Below are 17,796 nucleotides of genomic sequence, written 5' to 3' on the forward strand. Positions count from 1 at the left end.
CACTCCGGCGATCCGAACCAGCGGCCGTGACGCGGCGACCTACTCGGACACCAGCTCGGATGACGCCGCACGCGGCAGTGTCTTCGCTGCGAACCATGCGACGGCGCCGCAGAGGATCCCGAAGCCCAGGCACACGATCGTCATCTCCACCGCGTCGCCGCCCAGGTCGACCGTGCTCAGCCCGACTCGACCGAGCAGCACCGTGAGCAGCGGTTCCGCCAGGACATTCGAGGTGAGGGCCCCCAGCGCCGCCGCAGCAGCAGCCGTCACCGCGAAACTCAGCGCGAGCTGGCGGCGCAGCTGGCCGCGCGCGTAACCGAGCACGGTCATGATGGCGTAGGTCCGTCTGTCGACGGCCGCGGCCGACAGCGCAAGGAAGGTCGCCACCACGCCCGCGAGGAGCGCGCCGAGGGCCGAGACCAGGGCGATGACTCCCCGCAGCGCGAGCTGAACCGTCGAGACGGTGGACGCCACCTGCGCACGGCCCCCCGATGCGGAGATGCCAGTGCTGGCATTGAGCCGCTCCAGGAGGTCGCTCAGCTGGTCGCTGTCGAGCTCGTGGTCGAAGGTCACGTAGTAGTAAGGGCTGGGCGCGCTGGGCTCCAGGCGCTGAAACGCTTCCTCGGTGAGCCACACCGTCATGCCCGCCTGGTTGACGGTGTCGTACACGCCACTGACCTCGTAGGTCGTGGCGTCGTCGCCGCCGAGCGCCACCCGGTCACCGACTCCGACGCCGATGGACCGGGCCAGGCCCCGGGCGAGGAGCACCTCGTCCGCGGAGGCCGGCAACCGGCCCCTGGTGACCCTGAGCGAGTCCGGGAAGCCGGTCGAGACAGTGCCGACCACGGTCCGTCCCTCGACCCTGACGTTGACCGAGCGGTGGGCGGCGACGTAGACGGGCTCGGGCAGGCCGGTCTCCTCCACGGCCCGGTCCAGCGCGGCATCGAAGACGGCTCCCGGGTCCTCGGTCCGGGTCAGGACCAGCGCCGTCACGTCGTACGAGTCCAGGCCGAGGGTCTGGATCGTCCGGTCCCGGGTGGCGAAAGAGGCCCCGAGCGGCAGGAGGGTTCCCATGAGGAAGGAGAAGGCCAGCGCCGTGACGAACAGGCTCACGTACCTGCCGGGGGAGCGGACCAGGTCCTTGAACACTAGCGCCCAGCCCGTGGGCAGGCGAGTCAGGCGCGCGAGTGAGGGTCCGGCCCGCCTCGCGGGCCCCGACCCGGTCTGATTCGCCAGGGCGGCGCGCGGGCTGAGAGAAGACAGAACCCGGGTCGCCGCAAGCGCAGTCGCGCACACGAGCGCCATGACGCCCACGGCGGCGACGACCCCGGGCCATCGGACCACCGCGGGCACGGAGGACAGGCCGTTGGCGGACAGGTAGAGGCCCCCCAGCGCCGGGATCGTCCAGATCGAGGCGACGGCGCCCACGAGGCACCCGGCGCCGCTAAGGACCGCCAGCCTCGCCCCGAGCCTCAGCCTGATCTGGGCCGAGCTGAGCCCGAGCACCTTGAGGACCCCGGAGCTGCGCCACTCGCGGCGGATGAGCACGCCACTGATGTGCCGGAGCACGAGCACGAGCACGATCCCCAGGACGACAGTCGTCATGAGCAGGACGGCGCTGACGATGCCGGGAATGATGGCGAAGCTGCGCATGAGGAAGGAGCGGTCGTAGGCGAAGTCGGCGTCGGAGACCCAGTCGAGGTCGGCGAGGAGCCCTGCCGGGGTCGTCACGGCGCTGTCGGCCCGCAGGGCGACGAGCGTCACGAGGGCTCCGTCGCCCTGCGACGCCCGCACCGTGTCGAGGACCGCGTCGTAGGTCTCTTCGCTGACGACGGCGCGCTTGTAGCCCATCATCGGTGAGCCGAAGACCGGGTCGTCGAACGTGCCCGCCAGGGTCAGCTCGTGCTGGCCGACCCCGGTGTCGACGGTGAGGGCGTCGCCCTCGTGCAGGCCCAGGGCCTGTGCGGTCGCCACGGGCAGGATGACGTTCCCCCGCGGCGCCAGGCTTTGGCCGTCGATGTCGATGCCCGGCTCCAGGTCGGCGGCGCGCGTCAGGTTGAAGGACGCCTCCTCCCCCGCGACCCTCGCCGTCACGGTGATGCTGACCGTGCGGTCGACCCCGCTCACACCCTCCATTCGGGCGGTCCGCTCCAGCTCGTCGTCGATGGCCGGCTCCCCGGTGAAGCGGATGACGACGTCGGGTGACTGCGCCTCGTCGTAGAGCCGCCCCTGCGACCGGCTGGAGGTGAGCATCCCGCCGACCGTGGTCGACAGCAGGGCCGTCACCAAGAGGGAGACGAGCACGATCACCGTGGAGAACACGCGGTCCCGCCCCAGGTCCCGCCTGAGGAGGAGCCCGAGCGCGGTCGGAGGCCGCCTCACCAGCCCATCTCCTCGAGCCAGTCGCGCACCCGGATCTCGCGCTCCGCGAGGGGCACGTCGCGGGACCCGGAGTCCAGCTCGGCGACGACGCGCCCGTCACGCAGGTAGATGACGCGGTTGCCGCGGGCCGCGGCCCGGGGGTCATGCGTCACCATGACCGTGGTCTGCCCCGACGCGTTGGTCTGCTCAAGCAGGTCAAGAATCGTTGTTCCTGCGGCGGAGTGGAGGGCGCCGGTCGGCTCGTCCGCGAAGAGCACGACCGGATCGGTCAGAAGGGCGCGGGCGATGGCGGCCCGCTGCTGCTCGCCGCCCGAGGCCTGCTGCGGGCCCCGCTGCATGGCCTCGGCCAGGCCGACGGCGGTCAGCAGCTCCTCCGCCTGTTGGACGGCGCGCCGTCGTCCGGCGGCTCCTCGGCCGTTCAGCCCGGGCAGCGCCACGTTCTCCAGCAGGGACAGGTGCGGCAGGAGGTTGATCTGCTGGAAGACGAATCCGACCCGGCGCCGGATCGTCGTCAGCTCCTTCTCCCTGAGACGGTCGATCCGTGACCCGCCCAGCTCGATGCAGCCCTCCGTGGGTCTGTCGACGCCGCTCAGGCAGTACAGCAGCGTGGACTTCCCCGCGCCGGAGCTGCCCATGATGGTGACGAACTCGCCGGCGTCGACCCGCAGGTCGATGCCGTCGAGGACGGTCGCCCCTTCCCGGCCGTAGCGCTTGACCAGTCCCGTGGCCCTGATCGTCGCGGTCATGAGTACCTCCCTGTTCCAGTGGGTGTATCGGCCGTCTCACGGAGGCGGCGGGTCGGGTCGAGTTCGGCGTCACGAATCGTGCCGGCACCGGTGCGCGGGTCATGGGCGGCCCCTCCCGGGGCGGGGGAACTGGCCGGTCCGGATGAAGAACTCCACTGTGCGCGCGAGCATCTCATCGGTCACGGGCCTCAGGCCTGCGTCGACCTCGTTCAAAGCCCTGCGGGTCGACTCCGAGGATAGCGGGACGTCGAGCGCCCCCTGCCAGTCCAGCAGCGGCACCAAGGACGCGGCCGCGTTGCCCGGCTCGCCCTTGAGTCTCCCGAGCCACCGGTCCATCGTCGTCCGTCCGAGTCGGTAGCCCAGACCCCGAAGGACGCGGACAACTGCGTCCAGCGAGGTTCCGGCGCCGTGGCTCAGGTGGTAGGTCTCTCCGACGTATCCCCCGACCGACAGGCTCACGATCGCCGCCGCGACCTCGTCGACCGCGACCAGGTCGGCAGGGTACCCGTTTGCGCGGATCGACGATCCGAAGCGACAGCCCGTTAACGGGCCGACCGCAGCCCACAAGCGTCACGCTGCCGGGCCCCTCGGGGGCGCGTTCCGCCCTGTCCCGTCGAAGGGCGTCGGCATCGAGAGTGTAGGTCCTTACGCCCCGATCGCCCGAGACGAGCACGACGTTCTCGGCCAGGCCGTAGGACAGCATGAGCGCGTCGGGTCTCAGGCCGACCCGCCCGAGCTCGGCCTCAACCAGCCCCATTACCGCGCCGTTGATCGGTTCCGAGCCGACGACGACCCCGTGCAGCCCGCTGAGGTCGATCCCCTCCAGGTCCGCCGGCTGCATCCGGCGCATGATGAGCTCGAAGGCGAAGCTCGGCGCGGCCGAATACGCGCGGGGAACCTCGCGAGGGCGCCGATCCACGCCCCTGGCTGCCCTATGCACGCTGTCGGCTCCATGAAGACCGCCCGGCACCCAGGGGGTCGGCGTTGTTATGGGGTGGGTTGTTGTGTAAGTTGTTGGAGGGTTTGGTGGGGGTGGGTTGCCCAGTAGCGGCAGGTGGAGGCGATGCTGCTTTTTCGGCGTTGTCGGCTGGGGTGGTCGGGGCTGGTGAGGCGGATGAGGCTGATGGCGGTGTTCCTGAGTGTGGCCATGGCTCGGGCGGTGGTGGTTGTGGGCAGCTGGTGGCGGTCCTCGTCGAAGGTGACGTCGCGGACCCAGTGGAGGCGGTTCTCTATTCCCCAGTGGCCTTGGATCCAGGCTGCTACGTGATCGGGCGGGGCGGCGATCATGTCCAGGGAGCAGATGGCGTAGACGGTCTCGGTGGTGCGTTTGTTGCTTGCGTCCTTGGTCCTGGTGGTGCGGGTGCGCCGGATCTGGAGGACCTGGGCGGCGTTGGGGAAGTCGATCCATTGAGGTGCCTGGAGTGCTTTGATGGTCCTGCGCACGTATCGGCCGTGGGAGCGCTCGGCTGCGGTGGTGGCGGGAGTGTCCTTCCAGGGCAGGGCCTTGAGCTGGGCCAGCAGCCTGGGCTGGTTGGCCTTGACGGTCAGGACCCAGTGGCCCCCGCGGGCCGTGATCGCCTCGGCGGTGGCCCGTTGGGTGTGCATGGCGTCGGCGGTGGTCACCGCGCCGTCCAGGCCCGGCAGGCGGGCCACGAGATCGTCGATCATGTCCCGCAGGGCGGGGATCTCGTTGGTCTTGGGCCCGACTTCCTGCTGGGCCACGACCGCGCCGGTGGCGTGATCCAGAACGGCCAGCAGGTGGGTTGCGGTGGCCCGCATGGTTTTGCCGTCCACCGCCAGCACGCGTCTGCCCGCGACGGTGGCGGCGGTGCGCGACCACATCCACGCTCCCACGGCCGCGTCCAGGGCGGCTCCGTCGACGCTGGACAGGACGCGGCGGATCGTGGTCTCCTCGGGCAGGCGCGCCGAGGCGGGCAGGCCCAGCCTTGTGCGCGCCTCGGCGTCCAGGCCGGCGGCCCACTGCCCGATGGCCAGCAGGCTGCGCGCTCCGGACAGCACGGCCCCCACCGCCACGGCCAGGATCACCTCCAGCCGGTGCCTCATTCCCCGGGCGCACCTGGGACCGGGCACGGTGGACAAGACCTGCATCAGGCTCGGCTGGCGCCCAGCAATGTTGATAGGGGAAGATGGCATAGCGGCGCGGCTCCTGACGACGAAAGGGTGCGTAGGACACACCCATCGTCACCCCAGGAACCGCGCCGCACCCCCACCAACACACCCACGACTACGCCGACCCCCTGGCCCGGCACCCAACTCGGACCGGCACAAGCAGGCCATTGAGCAGATCCATGTCATGGAAGAACGGCAGCCAGGAGACCGACGTGCACCCGGCGTCAGGAGCGAACCTCTCCACGATCTGGTCGAGGTTCTTGTGCAGGGCGCTGTGCGTCACGACAACCCCCGCCGGTGTGCTGGTGGAGCCTGACGTGTACTGAAGGTACGCGACATCCTCGGCACCGATATCCTCGGCGGGCACCGGACGCTCCTCTGGATCCCGGCTGTCGTCGACCGCGATGACCCGCGGGGCTCGAGCCCGGTCGAGATCGCAACTGAGCCGCCCGACCAGCCCGCGCACGACATCCAGGTGCTCCTCCGTGGTCAGGACGACCGCGGGGTCGCAGTCCGCGATCACTGATCGAAGTCTTATCTCGTGACCGGGGCTCTCAACTGTCGAGACCGGCACGGCCACGAGCGCTGCGCGCAGGCAGGCGAAGAAGGCGACGGGGTAATACAGAGTCTGGGGCAGGGCGAGGACCACTCTGTCCTGGCGGTCGCACACCACGGTGAGCCTACGGGCCAAGATGGCGATCCGCAGGTCGAGCTGCTCCCACGTCAGTGTCTCGAGCGTAGAGTTCCCGTGCCCGTCCGGGCGCAGGTGTGTGTAAGCGGCGGCCTCGGGCCTCGTTCGCCGCCAGCCGCGCAACGCCGAGTACAACGGAGCGGGAGTTCCCATGCAGCGCCTCCATCAGGGTGAGAGGAACAGGGCTTGCGCCTGCAGCAACTTGTGTAGCACAACGACCGTCTGGCGTCAATGCTCCGACGAGACTCATCTTGTATGCCCGCGAAAGAGGTCTGGTGCCTCATCTGGAACTGCCCGCGAAAGTCGCGGATCGTGGTGGGCATGCGGGGGGTGGGTTGTCGATGCGGGCCAGGGCGGAGATCACTAGGAAGTACGCAGGGGCGTATGCCAGGGCGGCACAGGAAGGACAAGGGAGGATGCCGGGGCGAGGAAGCAGCCGTCACGCGATATCCTGACATCAGCGTCATCGAAATCTACCCATGCCCGCACAAGCGGGAACCAAGCTTTATAAGTGCTTTCCTTAATGCTGAAGAGCAGGCGGTCGAACGCGATGTCGGATTGTTCGAGAGCCAGCCGTCGAAGATGCCGTCGCTCCGACACCGTTGCCACTAGCGCAAGCGTATCTGCAGGCAGCGCAGCGTTCGGCTCTGCATCGATGCCTAGGAGCTCACCGCCGCGCTCGACGCGACCGCAGCCGCACGGTAGCCTTTGCAGTGCGTCATCGAACCGGCGATTCCTTCAGGCCAGGAGGGTTCTTCATGGCTACCAGGAACCTGGGCAGGACGGCCAGCGCCGAACCGTCCCAGGGCCAGCGCAACACATCGCCGCACTGTCATGAGCCCCAGGCGACGGCGATCGACAGCGCGTGCGATATTATGCCTCTTCGACAGGGTATAGTTGCTCGACGAGGTCTTCACGCGTCTCGACAACCACTACACCCGCAGGAGCGATAGTAGACATTGAGGTGCTCGGTGTTTCTCGGACAGTGGTGGAAAAGATCCGTATTTCGAAAAGCGAGGTAGAATCGGCTCATGGCAGTGCAGAGGTTCAGCAGTGAGTTCAAAGAGCAGGTGGTCCGCGAGGTAGTCGAGAAGGACCGTACTATCGCGGAGGTCGCGAGGTCCTACGACCTGGTTCTGCAAACAGTGGGGAACTGGGTCAAGAAATGGAGAAAAGACCACCCCGAATCCGTGGACGCGGAGGCGAGCACTGAGCAGGCGGCGGAGAACAGGAGGCTGCGCGCCGAGCTGCGAGAGGCCAGGATGGAGATCGAGCTCCTGAAAAAAGCGACGGCCTTCTTCGCCAAGGAGTCCCAGTAGCAGCCCGCTACGCATTCATCCACCACGAATAAGGCCACTATCCCATCACTATGATGTGCCGCTGCCTAAAAGCATCCAGGTCGGGACACTACGCCCGGCTGAGCCGGGAGCCATCAAGAACCGCGCGACGAAGGAAAGAGCTCAGCGCTTTGATCGAATGGATCTTCAACGATTCCCACGGCACCTACGGGCACCGAAGGGTCCACGCCGCCCTGCAACGCCGAGGCGTCAGCGTCCACTCCGGCACGGTCCGTCTCCTCGTGGGGGCTTTAGGCCTGGAAGCCGTCCAGCCCCGGACGAAAGTCCGTACCACGGTCCCCGTCGCCGACCTGGAATCCCGCCCGGACCTGGTCAACAGGGACTTCACCGCCGATAAGCCGGGAGTGAAGTGGGTTGACAATATCACCTACATCAGAACCTGGGAGGGGTTCGCCTATCTGGCCACGGTCCTGGACTGCTGCACCAAGAAAGCGGTCGGGTATGCGATGGCCGACCATATGCGCACCTGCCTGATCTGCGATGCCATCGATATGGCTGCGCGCAACTGCCCTCCCAGCGAGAGTGAGTGTGAGACGATATTTTATTCGGATCGGGGCTGCCAGTACACGTCGGAGCAGCTCTACCAGCACCTCAAGGCCCATGGTATTCTCGATCCGTGGACAGGACTGGGGTGTGCTGGGATAATGCCTGGGCGGAGTCATTCAACGCCACTCTGAAGAAGGAGAGGGTCTATCAGATGGTATACCTCACCCGAGCCAAAGCCATTCGGGATATTGCTTCCTGGATCGAGCTGGAACACAATCACAAGCGGCTCCACTCATCCCCGGGCTACCGCACCCCCAATGAGGTAGAGAAGGAGCACCGCCGCACAAGACAAGCAGCCTGAAACCCGACTTTCAACCCTGTCCGCAAAACACCAAGCAGTCCACCCGCCGAGAGGGTCAACTCCCTCATCAAGGGCTTCAAAGCCCTCAGGAGAGTCACCCTCGCCCCATCAACCGTCACCAAAGTCGTTGCCACCGCCCTCGTCATCCTTAACCTAAGCAACACCACCCCTGATGAGAAAAATTCATTCTGTAGGTGATTTTATTTTGTGATGAGCCAAGATGGGCGGTTGCGGCAATGGCGCACATGTCAGGGGCGAGGTAGGCCGGCCGGCGGGTGACGCCGTCTGTTTTGGTCCTGCTCCTGAGCGGGACCACGATCGTCGTTCCAGCGCCGACGCAGCCTCTACCCGTCAGGGACGGCGAGCCATTGACGGCGACACCATACAAGGACCAGTCCACGCCCATGACCCACGACCGTGGGCAGGACAGCACCGAGGGGACGGTTCTCGCTGATGGCCGGCAGCGGGCGGGCCAGTCGGGCTAATTGGGCTAATTGGGCCAATGGTTCACTGCCGGGCGGGAACTGTCGAGCTCACCCCGCAGCGGCAGCCAGCCGGTGCTCCCACAGCCAGTCGACGCCGTCGGCGAGGTCCTCCCGGGTGCCGTTGTTGAGCAGCAGGACATCAGCTATACGACGGCGCTCCTCGTCGTCGGCCTGGCTGGCCATGCGGCTCATGGCCTCCTCTCGCGACAGGCCCCGTTCCTCCAGGCGCGCGATCCTCAGTGCGAGGGGCGCCTCAACGACCACGACGCAGTCGAAGAGGTCGTCCATCCCCCGCTCCACCAGGAGGGGGACGTCGTACACGGCCACGCCGCCGGGCCCTGCGTCCTCCATGCGCTGGGCCGCCGTCTGGGCGATGTACGGCAGCGTGATCGCCTCGAGCACGCCGCGGGCGCCGGGGTCGGTGAAGACGCGCCCGGCCAGCGCCGCCCGGTCCAGGGCGCCGTCGGCGGTCAGGACCGTCGTCCCGAATGCTGACACGACCGCGGTGAGCGCCGGGGAGCCCGGCTCCACCACCTCCCGGGCGATGGCGTCGGCGTCCACGACGCAGGCGCCGCGCGCGGCGAGCAGGCTCGCCACCGTCGACTTGCCCGAGCCGATGCCGCCGGTGAGCCCCACGCGCAGCGTCCGGCCGCCGCGCGGCACCCTGAGCCTGCCGACGCCCGCCATCGCGGTGCGACGACGGCGGATCAGGTCGGCGAGCTCGACGATGAGCAGACGGAGCACCTCCGCGACCGCCCGGGGGGCCATGACCTTCGAGGGCGGCACGTGGACGAAGCCGATGACGGGCCGCTCCGCCTCGGGCAGGTGGGAGGCGGCGTCGAGCGCCGCGTAGAGCGTGGCGTTGCAGACATACCGTCCGGCGTCGTCCGAACGGGCCGCCAGCAGGCCGGCCGCGCTCAGCCGCCCCACCAGCGCCGCCGCCGGCCATGTCGCGCGCCGCAGCGGTGCGCCGCCGGGGACGAGCTCCTCGCCGGTGGGCCGGATCCCGGTGTTGTCGGGGATGCGCGCCGTCGCCTCGTTGTAGGCGGTGGTCTCCAGCACCACCGTCCGGGCTCCCGCCTGCTCTCCGACGTGCACGACGACGTCGGGGCGCAGACGCCCGATGACGCTGCGAGCGGCGGCCATCGCCGCGGTGAAGGCGACCGGGAGGACGTCCCGGGTCAGGGCGGCGCTGCCTCCTGCCAGCTCGATGGTCTCCGGCAGGAGCCGCACGGCCTCCCACGAGGCGTTGGAGCCGGCTCCGCCAAAGGGCTCGAACCCGGTGATATGGACCGTCACCGGTCTACTGGCCACGTCTGGGACCACCGTGGCGCAGCTCTGAGGGCCGGGGGCGTCCTGCGTCTGCGTCATGCGGTGAGATTAACGGTATGGGCGCCTGTGAGTCACCTGGATGGCGAGTGAGCATGGTCCGATCGTCGGCGGGAGCGCGAGCGGAACGAGCGCCTCGCACAACACCCGCTCATCCGCCGGCGCCCTCCCGCACCCGGCTCGCCCGGCCGGGCGTCGCCGTCGTCCCCTCGCCGCCGCGGTGCCGGCCGGATCGGCCCCGCCCGTAGGGGGCGACGGCCCGCTCAACCGCAGCGATCCGCTCGGCCACACCGCTGGGGACGGTCTTGCACCGCTCGAGCTCGGCACGCGCACGCCGGCACACGTCTCTCGCGCCCGAGGCGCGGGCGGGCTCCGCCTCGACGCCGGCGGCGGTGACCTCGGCCAGCAGCACCAGGGCGATGCTGCTCGTCTCCGGGCTGCCGATGGCGTCGGTCAGGACGGTGAGCCGCTCCTTCATGCGCGAGGTGCCCCAGTCCCCCATCTGCTCGTGCACGCGCCGCCAGTGAGTCCGCGCGGCCCGCGTGTCGTTGCGGGCGCCCGCCGCCCAGGCGGCGATGGCCAGGCTCGCGCACGCCAGCTCGATCCATCCCTGAGACAGGCACAGCTCGCCGGTGTCGAGGGACTCCCGCTCGGCCCGCTCACTCGCGCCCAGGGCCAGCAGCAGCCTGGCGAAGGCGATCCGCAGGGCGACGACGGTCTCGAGCTGGCTGTCGTCGGTGACGAGCTCCAGGGACCTGCTGACCGTCTCCGCCGTCTTCATGGCGCGCTCGTGCACCGAGCCCAGGCCGTACCCCCGGGCGAGAACCAGCAGCTCGTTGACATCCTTCAGCAGCGCGCCCCGGTGCTGCAGACGGTGCTCATCGACGGCGGTGCCGGTCACCGTGCCGTAGGACCGGGCCGCCAGCCCGGAGGCCTCCCCGGCCATGCGCGACTCCACCCGGTAGGACACGCCGTTGTTGCCGTTGCGCTCATCGAAGCGCACGGCGACCGTGCGGGCGAAGGTCGTCAGGGCGTCATAGGCGTGCACCACGGTGTCCCAGCCGGTGACCTTCAGGGAGGGCCCCCAGGACATGGTCCAGCTGATCGACGAGCCCAGCGCGTTCGAGCCGTAGCCGGCGCGATTGGCCTCGCGCAGGACGAGGCTGGCTCCGACCGCCGCGTTGAGCAGCCCCCAGGCGGTGGTGTCGCGGGTGTCGCTGAGGTTCGTGTGCCGCAGCAGGGCCAGACCCCGCTCCCACTGCCCCGACAGGCCGAGGTACTCCATCTGGTCGCCGAGGAGCGGGATGCGCAGCGAGACGGGCGCCTCGACCTGCCCCAGAGCCATCAGGGCGTCCTCGGCCTCGACCTTGCGCCGCTGCGCGAGGTAGGGCAGCAGCGACGCGGCCAGGCTGCGGGCGGTCCCGGCCGGATCGGCGTCCGGTCGCTTGGACGCCCCGGACGTGGTCCGGATGACACCGGAGAAGTCGTCGTGCATGCGGGCGGCCGCCAGCGTCGCTCCGGCGTCGGCGTCGTCGAAGGAGAACAGGCGCGCCACACGCAGCTGCTCGAGCGCGTCGGCTCTCTCGCCGAAGAACGTGCACAGCTCCACACGCGCGTACCGCAGGGGCAGCGCGGAGCGGCCCCCCGCCCGACGCAGGTCGCCGCACCGCTCGACGGCCCTGTCGATGTCCGCCCGGGATCGGGTCGGGTCCTCCCCCAGCGCGGCGAGCCAGGTCCTGTCGACCTCCGCCAGGGCGGTGGCCAGGCGCTGGGCGCCCTCCCCCTGCGGGGGCTGCTCCGGGGCGGCGTGCAGAAGCGCGTCGTAGAGGCCCGCCTGCACGGCGGGTGAGCGGACGTCTCCTGGATCGTCAAGCAGATCCGTGAGGTCGTCCCAGGTTGTCATCATCTTCCCCTGCTCGTGGGTCGTGCCCGCGCCGCGGCGCGGACGGGTTCCGGTGTCAGCCTCACACACCGCGAATGATCGCGCGATGGGGAGCTGGGCCCGTCGCGCCCGAGGGCCCGCCCACTCGCTGGTGGGCGGGCCCTCGGCGCGTGCAAGGACTGCTGCAAATCCCGAGCGGTCAGTTCCCGGTCAGCTTCTCGCGCAGAGCGGCCAGCGCCTCGTCGGAGGCCAGGGTGCCGGTCGACTCCGACGCCGCCGAGGAGTAGGACGTAGCGCCGGCCGGAGCCGCCGCGCCGCTGGTGTCCGTGTCCTCCTCCATGGCCCTGGCGACCTGCGCCTTGTGAGCCTCCCAACGCGCGTGGGCGGCCGCGTACTCGGCCTCCCAGGCCTCACGCTGAGCGTCGAAGCCCTCCAGCCACTCGTTGGTCTCCGGGTCGAAGCCCTCCGGGTACTTGTAGTTGCCATTCTCGTCGTACTCGGCGGCCATGCCGTACAGCGAGGGGTCGAAGTCCTCCGAGCTGGGGTCCACGCCCTCGTTGGCCTGCTTGAGCGACAGGGAGATGCGGCGGCGCTCCAGGTCGATGTCGATGACCTTGACGAAGACCTCGTCACCGACCTTGGCGACCTGCTCGGGCACCTCGACGTGGCGCTGAGCCAGCTCGGAGATGTGGACGAGGCCCTCGATGCCGTCCTCGACGCGGACGAAGGCACCGAATGGGACCAGCTTGGTGACCTTGCCGGGCACGACCTGGCCGATGGCGTGCGTGCGGGCGAACGCCTGCCAGGGGTCCTCCTGGGTCTTCTTGAGCGACAGGGAGACGCGCTCGCGGTCGAAGTCGACCTCGAGGACCTCGACGGTGACCTCGTTGCCGACCTCCACGACCTCCGAGGGGTGGTCGATGTGCTTCCAGGACAGCTCGGAGACGTGGACGAGGCCGTCCACACCGCCCAGGTCCACGAAGGCGCCGAAGTTGACGATGGAGGAGACCACACCGGTGCGGACCTGGCCCTTCTGCAGGGTCTGGAGGAAGTTGGTGCGGACCTCGGACTGGGTCTGCTCGAGATAGGCGCGGCGGGACAGGACCACATTGTTGCGGTTCTTGTCCAGCTCGATGATCTTGGCCTCGAGCTCACGGCCCACATAGGGCTGGAGATCGCGGACACGACGCATCTCGACCAGAGAGGCGGGCAGGAAACCGCGCAAGCCGATATCGAGGATGAGGCCGCCCTTGACGACCTCGATGACGGAGCCGGTGACGACGCCGTCCTCCTCCTTGACCCGCTCGATGGTGCCCCAGGCGCGCTCGTACTGGGCGCGCTTCTTGCTCAGGAGCAGACGACCCTCCTTGTCCTCCTTCTGGAGGACCAGGGCCTCGATCTCGTCGCCGACCGAGACGATCTCATCGGGGTCGACGTCGTGCTTGATGGACAATTCGCGAGCGAGAATGACGCCCTCGGTCTTGTAGCCGATGTCCAACAGGACCTCGTCTCGGTCGACCTTGACGACGGTGCCCTCGACGATGTCGCCGTCATCGAAGTACTTGATGGTCTCGTCGACGGCGGCGAGGATCTCCTCGGTCGAGCCGATGTCGTTGACGGCGACCGGGGCAGGGCTGGGCGTGGTGGTGGTCATTGAGTGGTTGCTCCGAATACGGACAGATAGATCGGGCTGATAGGAACCATGCACCCCCCGTCCCCCGAGCCAGCCCGGACTGACCTCGCGGTACGGCGGCGCGTCTTGACGACACCCAGGGGCGCACAACTCGGACTCTATCAGGACATGCCCAGCGCGTAACCTGTTCGAGATCACCAAAGAAGCCCATAGGTGCCGTGCGATCCCTCACTCCCGCATGACCCGCGGCGCGCGCCTCAGTGAGCGGCGTCCCGCCAGGTCCCGCCCCGACCGATCGATACGTCCAGGGGCACCGACAGCTCGGCGGCGCCCCCCATGCACCGGCGCAGAACGTCCTCGACGGCGTCCGCCTCGCCCGGCGCGACCTCGGCGAGCAGCTCGTCGTGGATCTGCAGGAGCAGCCGCGAGCCCAGCTCCGCGGCCTGAAGGGACTGGGCCACGTCGATCATCGCCTTCTTGACGATGTCGGCCGCGCTGCCCTGAATGGGGGCGTTGAGCGCGGCGCGCTCCGCCATCTCCCGGCGCTGCCGGGTGTCGCTGGTCAGGTCCGGCAGGTAGCGGCGCCGCCCGAACATGGTCTGGGTGTAGCCGTCGCGCCGGGCCTGCTCGACGACGCCCTCGAGGTAGTCGTGGACCCGGCCGAAGCGGGCGAAGTAGGCGTCCCGGAGGGTCGCCGCCTCGGCGTTGTCGATCCCCAGCTGCTTGGCCAGCCCGTAGGTGGACAGCCCGTAGGCGAGCCCGTAGCTCATGGCCTTGACGTGGCTGCGCTGCTCGGCGGTGACATCGGCCACGTCGATGTCGTGGACCAGGGCGGCCACGTAGCGGTGCAGGTCCTCCCCGCTGCGGAAGGCCTCGATGAGCGCCTCGTCCCCCGACAGGTGGGCCATGATGCGCATCTCGATCTGGGAGTAGTCGGCGGTCATCAGGCACTCGTACCCCTTGCCGACGGTGAACGCCTCCCGGATGCGCATGCCCTCCTCGGTGCGCGCGGGAATGTTCTGCAGGTTCGGGTCCGTCGAGGACAGCCGCCCGGTGGCGGTGATCGTCTGCTGGAAGGTGGTGCGGATGCGCCCATCGGCCTGGACGGCCTTACGCAGGCCCTCGACGGTCTGACGCAGCTTGATGGCGTCGCGGTGCTCCAGCAGGCCCGCCAGGAAGGGATGGCCGGTCTTGGCGTACAGCGCGGCGAGGGCGCCGGCGTCGGTGGTGTAGCCGGTCTTGGTCCTGCGGGTCTTGGGCATGTCGAGCTCATCGAACAGGACCGCCTGGAGCTGCTTGGGGCTGGAGAGGTTGAGCTCGTGGCCCGCGGCGGTGTAGGCGGCCTCGGCGGCGTGGTTGACGCGGGCGTCGAGCTCGGTCTCGCGAGCGAGGAGCACGGCGTCGTCCACGGCGATGCCCGCGTCCTCCATCTCAGCCAGGGTCGCGGCCACGGGCATCTCCAGCTCGGTGAAGAGCACCTCGGCCTCCCGCCGGCGCAGCTCGCGCCCCAGGGCGGCGGCGAGGTCCCCCTGGACGGCGGCGCGCCGGGCGGCGGCCAGCACCTGGGCCGGGACGGCGTCCGAGTCCTCCGATGCGGTCAGGGCCTCCAGGTCGAAGGAGGTCTGCGCCTGGCCGTCCTCGTTGTCCCCGAGCGCCTCCAGGTCGATGCCCAGCCAGCGCTGCGCCAGGGAGCCGACGTCGTAGCCGCGCTGCTCAGGACGGCACAGGTAGCCGGCCAGCGCCGGGTCGAAGACGACGCCGTCCAGGGGCAGGCCGCGGGCGTGCAGGGCGTGCCAGGCGCCCTTGGCGTCGGTGACCACCAGGGGCGTCTCGGTGCCGCCGAGCAGCCCGGCCAGCGCCGACTCGTCCTCGGGCGCGGCCAGCGCCGGGTCGACGACGACGGCGGCGCGGGAGTCGGACAGTGCGATCGCGGCGGCGTCGGCCTGGCCGGGGCGCAGCGTGCCGGCGACGTCGAGACCGAGGAGACGGGGCCCTCCGTCGTCGTCCGTCAGGTGAGCCGAGAGCCACTCCCCCAGCGCGCCGGGGGCGAGGTCGCGGCCGAGCACGGCGACCTCGAGGGCGTCGAGGCGGGCCGACGGCGAGTTCTCGCCGTCGGCCGTGACCGCGCCGTCGATGCCACCAGCGGCATCGGAGAAGGTCAGGATCCGCTGGGCCCGCTGGTGGAGGGTGCGGAACTCCAGGACCTCCATGACGCGGGCCAGCGCGCCGCGGTCGGCCGGGCGCAGGGTCAGGTCGGCGGCGGGCGCCACGCCCAGGTCGAGGTCGGTCACCAGGCGGTTGAGGCGGCGGTTGCGCACGACGTCGGCCATGTGGTCGCGCAGGGACTGGCCCGCCTTGCCCTTGATCTGGTCGGCGCTGGAGATCACGCCATCGAGTCCGTCGTACAGGGTGATCCACTTCGCCGCGGTCTTGGGGCCGACCCCGGGCACGCCCGGCAGGTTGTCGCTGGACTCGCCCACCAGGGCGGCCAGCTGGGGGTAGCGCTGCGGCGGGACCCCATAGCGCTTCTCGACCTCCGCCGGAGTCATGCGCCGCAGGGTGGACACGCCCTTGACGGGGTAGAGCACGGTGCAGCGGTCGGTCACGGTCTGGAAGGAGTCGCGGTCGCCGGAGCAGACGAGGACCTCCATCCCCTCGGCCTGGGCCAAGGCGGCCAGGGTGGCGAGGATGTCGTCCGCCTCGTAGCCGGAGGCGGTCAGGGCTCGCACGTTCATCGCCTCCAGCACCTCCTCGATGAGCTCGACCTGCCCGACGAAGGGCTCCGGGGTCTCGTCGCGGGTGCCCTTGTACTCGGCGTACTCCTCGGTGCGGAAGGTCCCGCCGGGCAGGTCGAAGGCGACGGCGACGTGAGTCGGCTCCTCGCGCTCGAGCAGGGACAGGAACATGGAGACGAAGCCGTGCACGGCGTTCGTACTCTGCCCGGTGGAGGTTGTGAAACTGTCCACAGGCAGGGCGTAGAAGGCCCGGAAGGCCATGGAGTGGCCGTCGATGAGGAGAAGACGTCCGGCGGGCTCGGCGGCGGGACTGGTCGTGGTGGTGCTCACCGTGCCAGCCTACGGGCATGAGCAGCGACCAGTTCCCGACCTCCCGCTCCGCCGACGTGCCCGTGGCCTTCCCCGCCAAGGCGGTACGGCCCTTCCCCGACCCGCGCCCCGCCGGTTCCGCGGTCAGCGCGGTCAGCGCCGTCGGCGCGTCGGGCCTGTCGGACTCCGAGCGGGGGACTCTCATGGCGACGCTGCGCATGGAGGTGCTGGAGCGCTCCGCGGAGCGCACGGTCGTGCGCATGCCCGTCGACGGCGCCCGCCAGGTCCTCGGTATCCTGCACGGGGGCGCGAGCGCGGCCCTTGTCGAGACGGCCGCCTCGGTGGCGGCGCACGAGGCCGCCCCGGACGACATGGCGCCGCTGGGCACCGAGCTCCAGGTCAGCCACCTGCGCCCCGCCCAGCGCGGCTGGGTGACGGCGGTGGCGACCCCCGTTCACCGGGGCCGGCGCACCGCCGTCTACGAGGTGAGGGTCAGCGACGAGGACGGCCGCGCAATCGCCCGGGGCACGCTGCGCAGCCTCTTCACCGCCACCGCCGTCCAGGAGGGCTGAGGCGCGGTCAGTCGCTCACCGACCGCTCACCGACTCGGCGTGCGCTCAGCTCCCGTTCTTGGCGCCGACCTGTTCAATAACGGCGTCGGCGACCTCGCGCATGGTCAGGCGGCGGTTCATGGAGGTCTTCTGCAGCCAGCGGAAGGCCTCGGGCTCGCTCAGGCCCATCTTCTCCATGAGCAGCCCCTTGGCGCGGTCGACGCGCTTGCGGGTCTCGAAGCGCTCCTGCAGATCGGAGATCTCGCTCTCCAGGGACTGGATCTCCTCGTGGCGCGACAGGGCGATCTCCAGGGCGGGGATCAGGTCGGCCGGGGTGAAGGGCTTGACGACGTATGCCATGGCGCCGGCCGCGGAGGCCCGATCGACGAGCTCGGTCTGCGAGAAGGCGGTGAGCATGACCACGGCACAGCTGTGCTTGTCCAGAATGCGCTCGGCCGCGGTGATGCCGTCCAGGACCGGCATCTTGACGTCCATGACGCACAGGTCGGGCTCGTGCTCGTAGGCCAGGCGCACGGCCTCCTCGCCGTCGGCGGCCTCGGCGACGACCTCGTATCCGGCCTCGGTGAGGGTCTCGACGATGTCCAGGCGGATCAGGGTCTCATCCTCTGCGACAAGAACCCTGCGGGTTCGGGAGGTGCTTGACTCGTTGCTCACGGGGGTGATCCTAGTATGGTGTACCACGATGCCGCGCGAGCAA

General features: G+C 69.6%; 16 protein-coding genes. 4 read left to right on the forward strand and 12 right to left on the reverse strand.

All coding sequences use genetic code 11. The annotated features are described in order from the left end of the window. Positions 1-39: 39 nt before the first annotated feature. The 7 genes from AIF0345_RS08885 to AIF0345_RS16690 all read right to left on the reverse strand — a co-directional run bounded on the left by AIF0345_RS08885 (position 40) and on the right by AIF0345_RS16690 (position 6,866). Positions 40-2,382: an ABC transporter permease family protein gene (locus tag AIF0345_RS08885; protein WP_285295934.1), complete on the reverse strand. Its 2,343-nt coding sequence runs from the start codon at positions 2,380-2,382 to the stop codon at positions 40-42. Beyond that, positions 2,379-3,128 (reverse strand): ABC transporter ATP-binding protein, encoded by a 750-nt coding sequence (locus AIF0345_RS08890; protein WP_043562091.1) that lies wholly within the window; start codon positions 3,126-3,128, stop codon positions 2,379-2,381. The genes AIF0345_RS08885 and AIF0345_RS08890 overlap by 4 nt, the downstream gene beginning before the upstream one ends. A 99-nt stretch (positions 3,129-3,227) precedes the next feature. After that, positions 3,228-3,587, reverse strand: coding sequence for a hypothetical protein (locus AIF0345_RS08895; RefSeq protein WP_285295935.1), 360 nt, complete (start codon positions 3,585-3,587; stop codon positions 3,228-3,230). A gap of 528 nt (positions 3,588-4,115) precedes the next feature. After that, positions 4,116-5,282 (reverse strand): ISAs1 family transposase, encoded by a 1,167-nt coding sequence (locus AIF0345_RS08900; protein WP_285295904.1) that lies wholly within the window; start codon positions 5,280-5,282, stop codon positions 4,116-4,118. A 91-nt stretch (positions 5,283-5,373) separates the two neighbouring features. Then, positions 5,374-6,102 (reverse strand): AMP-binding protein, encoded by a 729-nt coding sequence (locus tag AIF0345_RS08905; protein WP_285295936.1) that lies wholly within the window; start codon positions 6,100-6,102, stop codon positions 5,374-5,376. Positions 6,103-6,312: 210 nt separating this feature from the next. After that, positions 6,313-6,558, reverse strand: a complete 246-nt coding sequence (locus AIF0345_RS16685) for a 4'-phosphopantetheinyl transferase superfamily protein (RefSeq protein WP_353962049.1) — start codon at positions 6,556-6,558, stop codon at positions 6,313-6,315. Between the two features lie 50 nt (positions 6,559-6,608). Next, positions 6,609-6,866 carry a hypothetical protein gene (locus tag AIF0345_RS16690; protein ID WP_353962050.1) on the reverse strand — a complete coding sequence of 86 codons (258 nt, stop codon included), beginning with the start codon at positions 6,864-6,866 and terminating at the stop codon, positions 6,609-6,611. 114 nt (positions 6,867-6,980) lie between these two features. Here AIF0345_RS16690 and AIF0345_RS08910 point away from each other — a divergent pair, with 114 nt between their 5' ends. From AIF0345_RS08910 to AIF0345_RS08920, 3 genes are read left to right on the forward strand one after another with little or no spacing between them, the layout of a single operon-like run. Then, positions 6,981-7,268, forward strand: coding sequence for a transposase (locus tag AIF0345_RS08910; protein ID WP_285295937.1), 288 nt, complete (start codon positions 6,981-6,983; stop codon positions 7,266-7,268). Between the two features lie 44 nt (positions 7,269-7,312). Further along, on the forward strand, positions 7,313-7,984 hold the full coding sequence (locus AIF0345_RS08915) for an IS3 family transposase (protein ID WP_285297917.1): 672 nt from the start codon (positions 7,313-7,315) through the stop codon (positions 7,982-7,984). Further along, positions 7,939-8,154, forward strand: coding sequence for an integrase core domain-containing protein (locus tag AIF0345_RS08920; RefSeq protein ID WP_285297918.1), 216 nt, complete (start codon positions 7,939-7,941; stop codon positions 8,152-8,154). Before AIF0345_RS08915 ends, AIF0345_RS08920 begins: the two co-directional genes overlap by 46 nt. 533 nt (positions 8,155-8,687) lie before the next feature. Here AIF0345_RS08920 and coaE read toward each other — a convergent pair. The 4 genes from coaE to polA form a co-directional block, all read right to left on the reverse strand. After that, complete coding sequence (coaE, locus tag AIF0345_RS16540) at positions 8,688-10,010, reverse strand: dephospho-CoA kinase (protein WP_311136083.1); 1,323 nt, start codon at positions 10,008-10,010, stop codon at positions 8,688-8,690. A 109-nt stretch (positions 10,011-10,119) separates the two neighbouring features. Next, positions 10,120-11,871: a hypothetical protein gene (locus AIF0345_RS08935; protein WP_285297920.1), complete on the reverse strand. Its 1,752-nt coding sequence runs from the start codon at positions 11,869-11,871 to the stop codon at positions 10,120-10,122. 178 nt (positions 11,872-12,049) lie between these two features. Beyond that, on the reverse strand, positions 12,050-13,504 hold the full coding sequence (rpsA, locus tag AIF0345_RS08940) for a 30S ribosomal protein S1 (protein ID WP_043557983.1): 1,455 nt from the start codon (positions 13,502-13,504) through the stop codon (positions 12,050-12,052). Between the two features lie 236 nt (positions 13,505-13,740). Continuing rightward, positions 13,741-16,548, reverse strand: coding sequence for a DNA polymerase I (gene polA, locus AIF0345_RS08945; RefSeq protein ID WP_285295938.1), 2,808 nt, complete (start codon positions 16,546-16,548; stop codon positions 13,741-13,743). A 17-nt stretch (positions 16,549-16,565) separates the two neighbouring features. Between polA and AIF0345_RS08950 the strand changes: the two genes are divergently transcribed. After that, positions 16,566-17,099 (forward strand): PaaI family thioesterase, encoded by a 534-nt coding sequence (locus AIF0345_RS08950; RefSeq protein WP_043557987.1) that lies wholly within the window; start codon positions 16,566-16,568, stop codon positions 17,097-17,099. A gap of 45 nt (positions 17,100-17,144) precedes the next feature. Here AIF0345_RS08950 and AIF0345_RS08955 read toward each other — a convergent pair whose 3' ends face one another. Beyond that, positions 17,145-17,753, reverse strand: coding sequence for an ANTAR domain-containing response regulator (locus tag AIF0345_RS08955; RefSeq protein ID WP_268916300.1), 609 nt, complete (start codon positions 17,751-17,753; stop codon positions 17,145-17,147). Positions 17,754-17,796: the final 43 nt, after the last annotated feature.

Origin of the sequence: Actinomyces israelii (genome assembly GCF_030253495.1) — a bacterium.
In the GTDB taxonomy this organism is placed as follows: Bacteria; Actinomycetota; Actinomycetes; order Actinomycetales; family Actinomycetaceae; genus Actinomyces; species Actinomyces israelii.

Bases quoted from the DNA above. Each gene is read 5' to 3' on its own strand.
- AIF0345_RS08890 (WP_043562091.1), bottom strand. From the start codon at position 3,128: ATGACCGCGACGATCAGGGCCACGGGACTGGTCAAGCGCTACGGCCGG.
- AIF0345_RS08900 (WP_285295904.1), bottom strand. From the start codon at position 5,282: ATGCCATCTTCCCCTATCAACATTGCTGGGCGCCAGCCGAGCCTGATG.
- AIF0345_RS08905 (WP_285295936.1), bottom strand. From the start codon at position 6,102: ATGGGAACTCCCGCTCCGTTGTACTCGGCGTTGCGCGGCTGGCGGCGA.
- AIF0345_RS08910 (WP_285295937.1), top strand. From the start codon at position 6,981: ATGGCAGTGCAGAGGTTCAGCAGTGAGTTCAAAGAGCAGGTGGTCCGC.
- coaE (WP_311136083.1), bottom strand. From the start codon at position 10,010: ATGACGCAGACGCAGGACGCCCCCGGCCCTCAGAGCTGCGCCACGGTG.
- AIF0345_RS08935 (WP_285297920.1), bottom strand. From the start codon at position 11,871: ATGACAACCTGGGACGACCTCACGGATCTGCTTGACGATCCAGGAGAC.
- rpsA (WP_043557983.1), bottom strand. From the start codon at position 13,504: ATGACCACCACCACGCCCAGCCCTGCCCCGGTCGCCGTCAACGACATC.
- AIF0345_RS08950 (WP_043557987.1), top strand. From the start codon at position 16,566: ATGAGCAGCGACCAGTTCCCGACCTCCCGCTCCGCCGACGTGCCCGTG.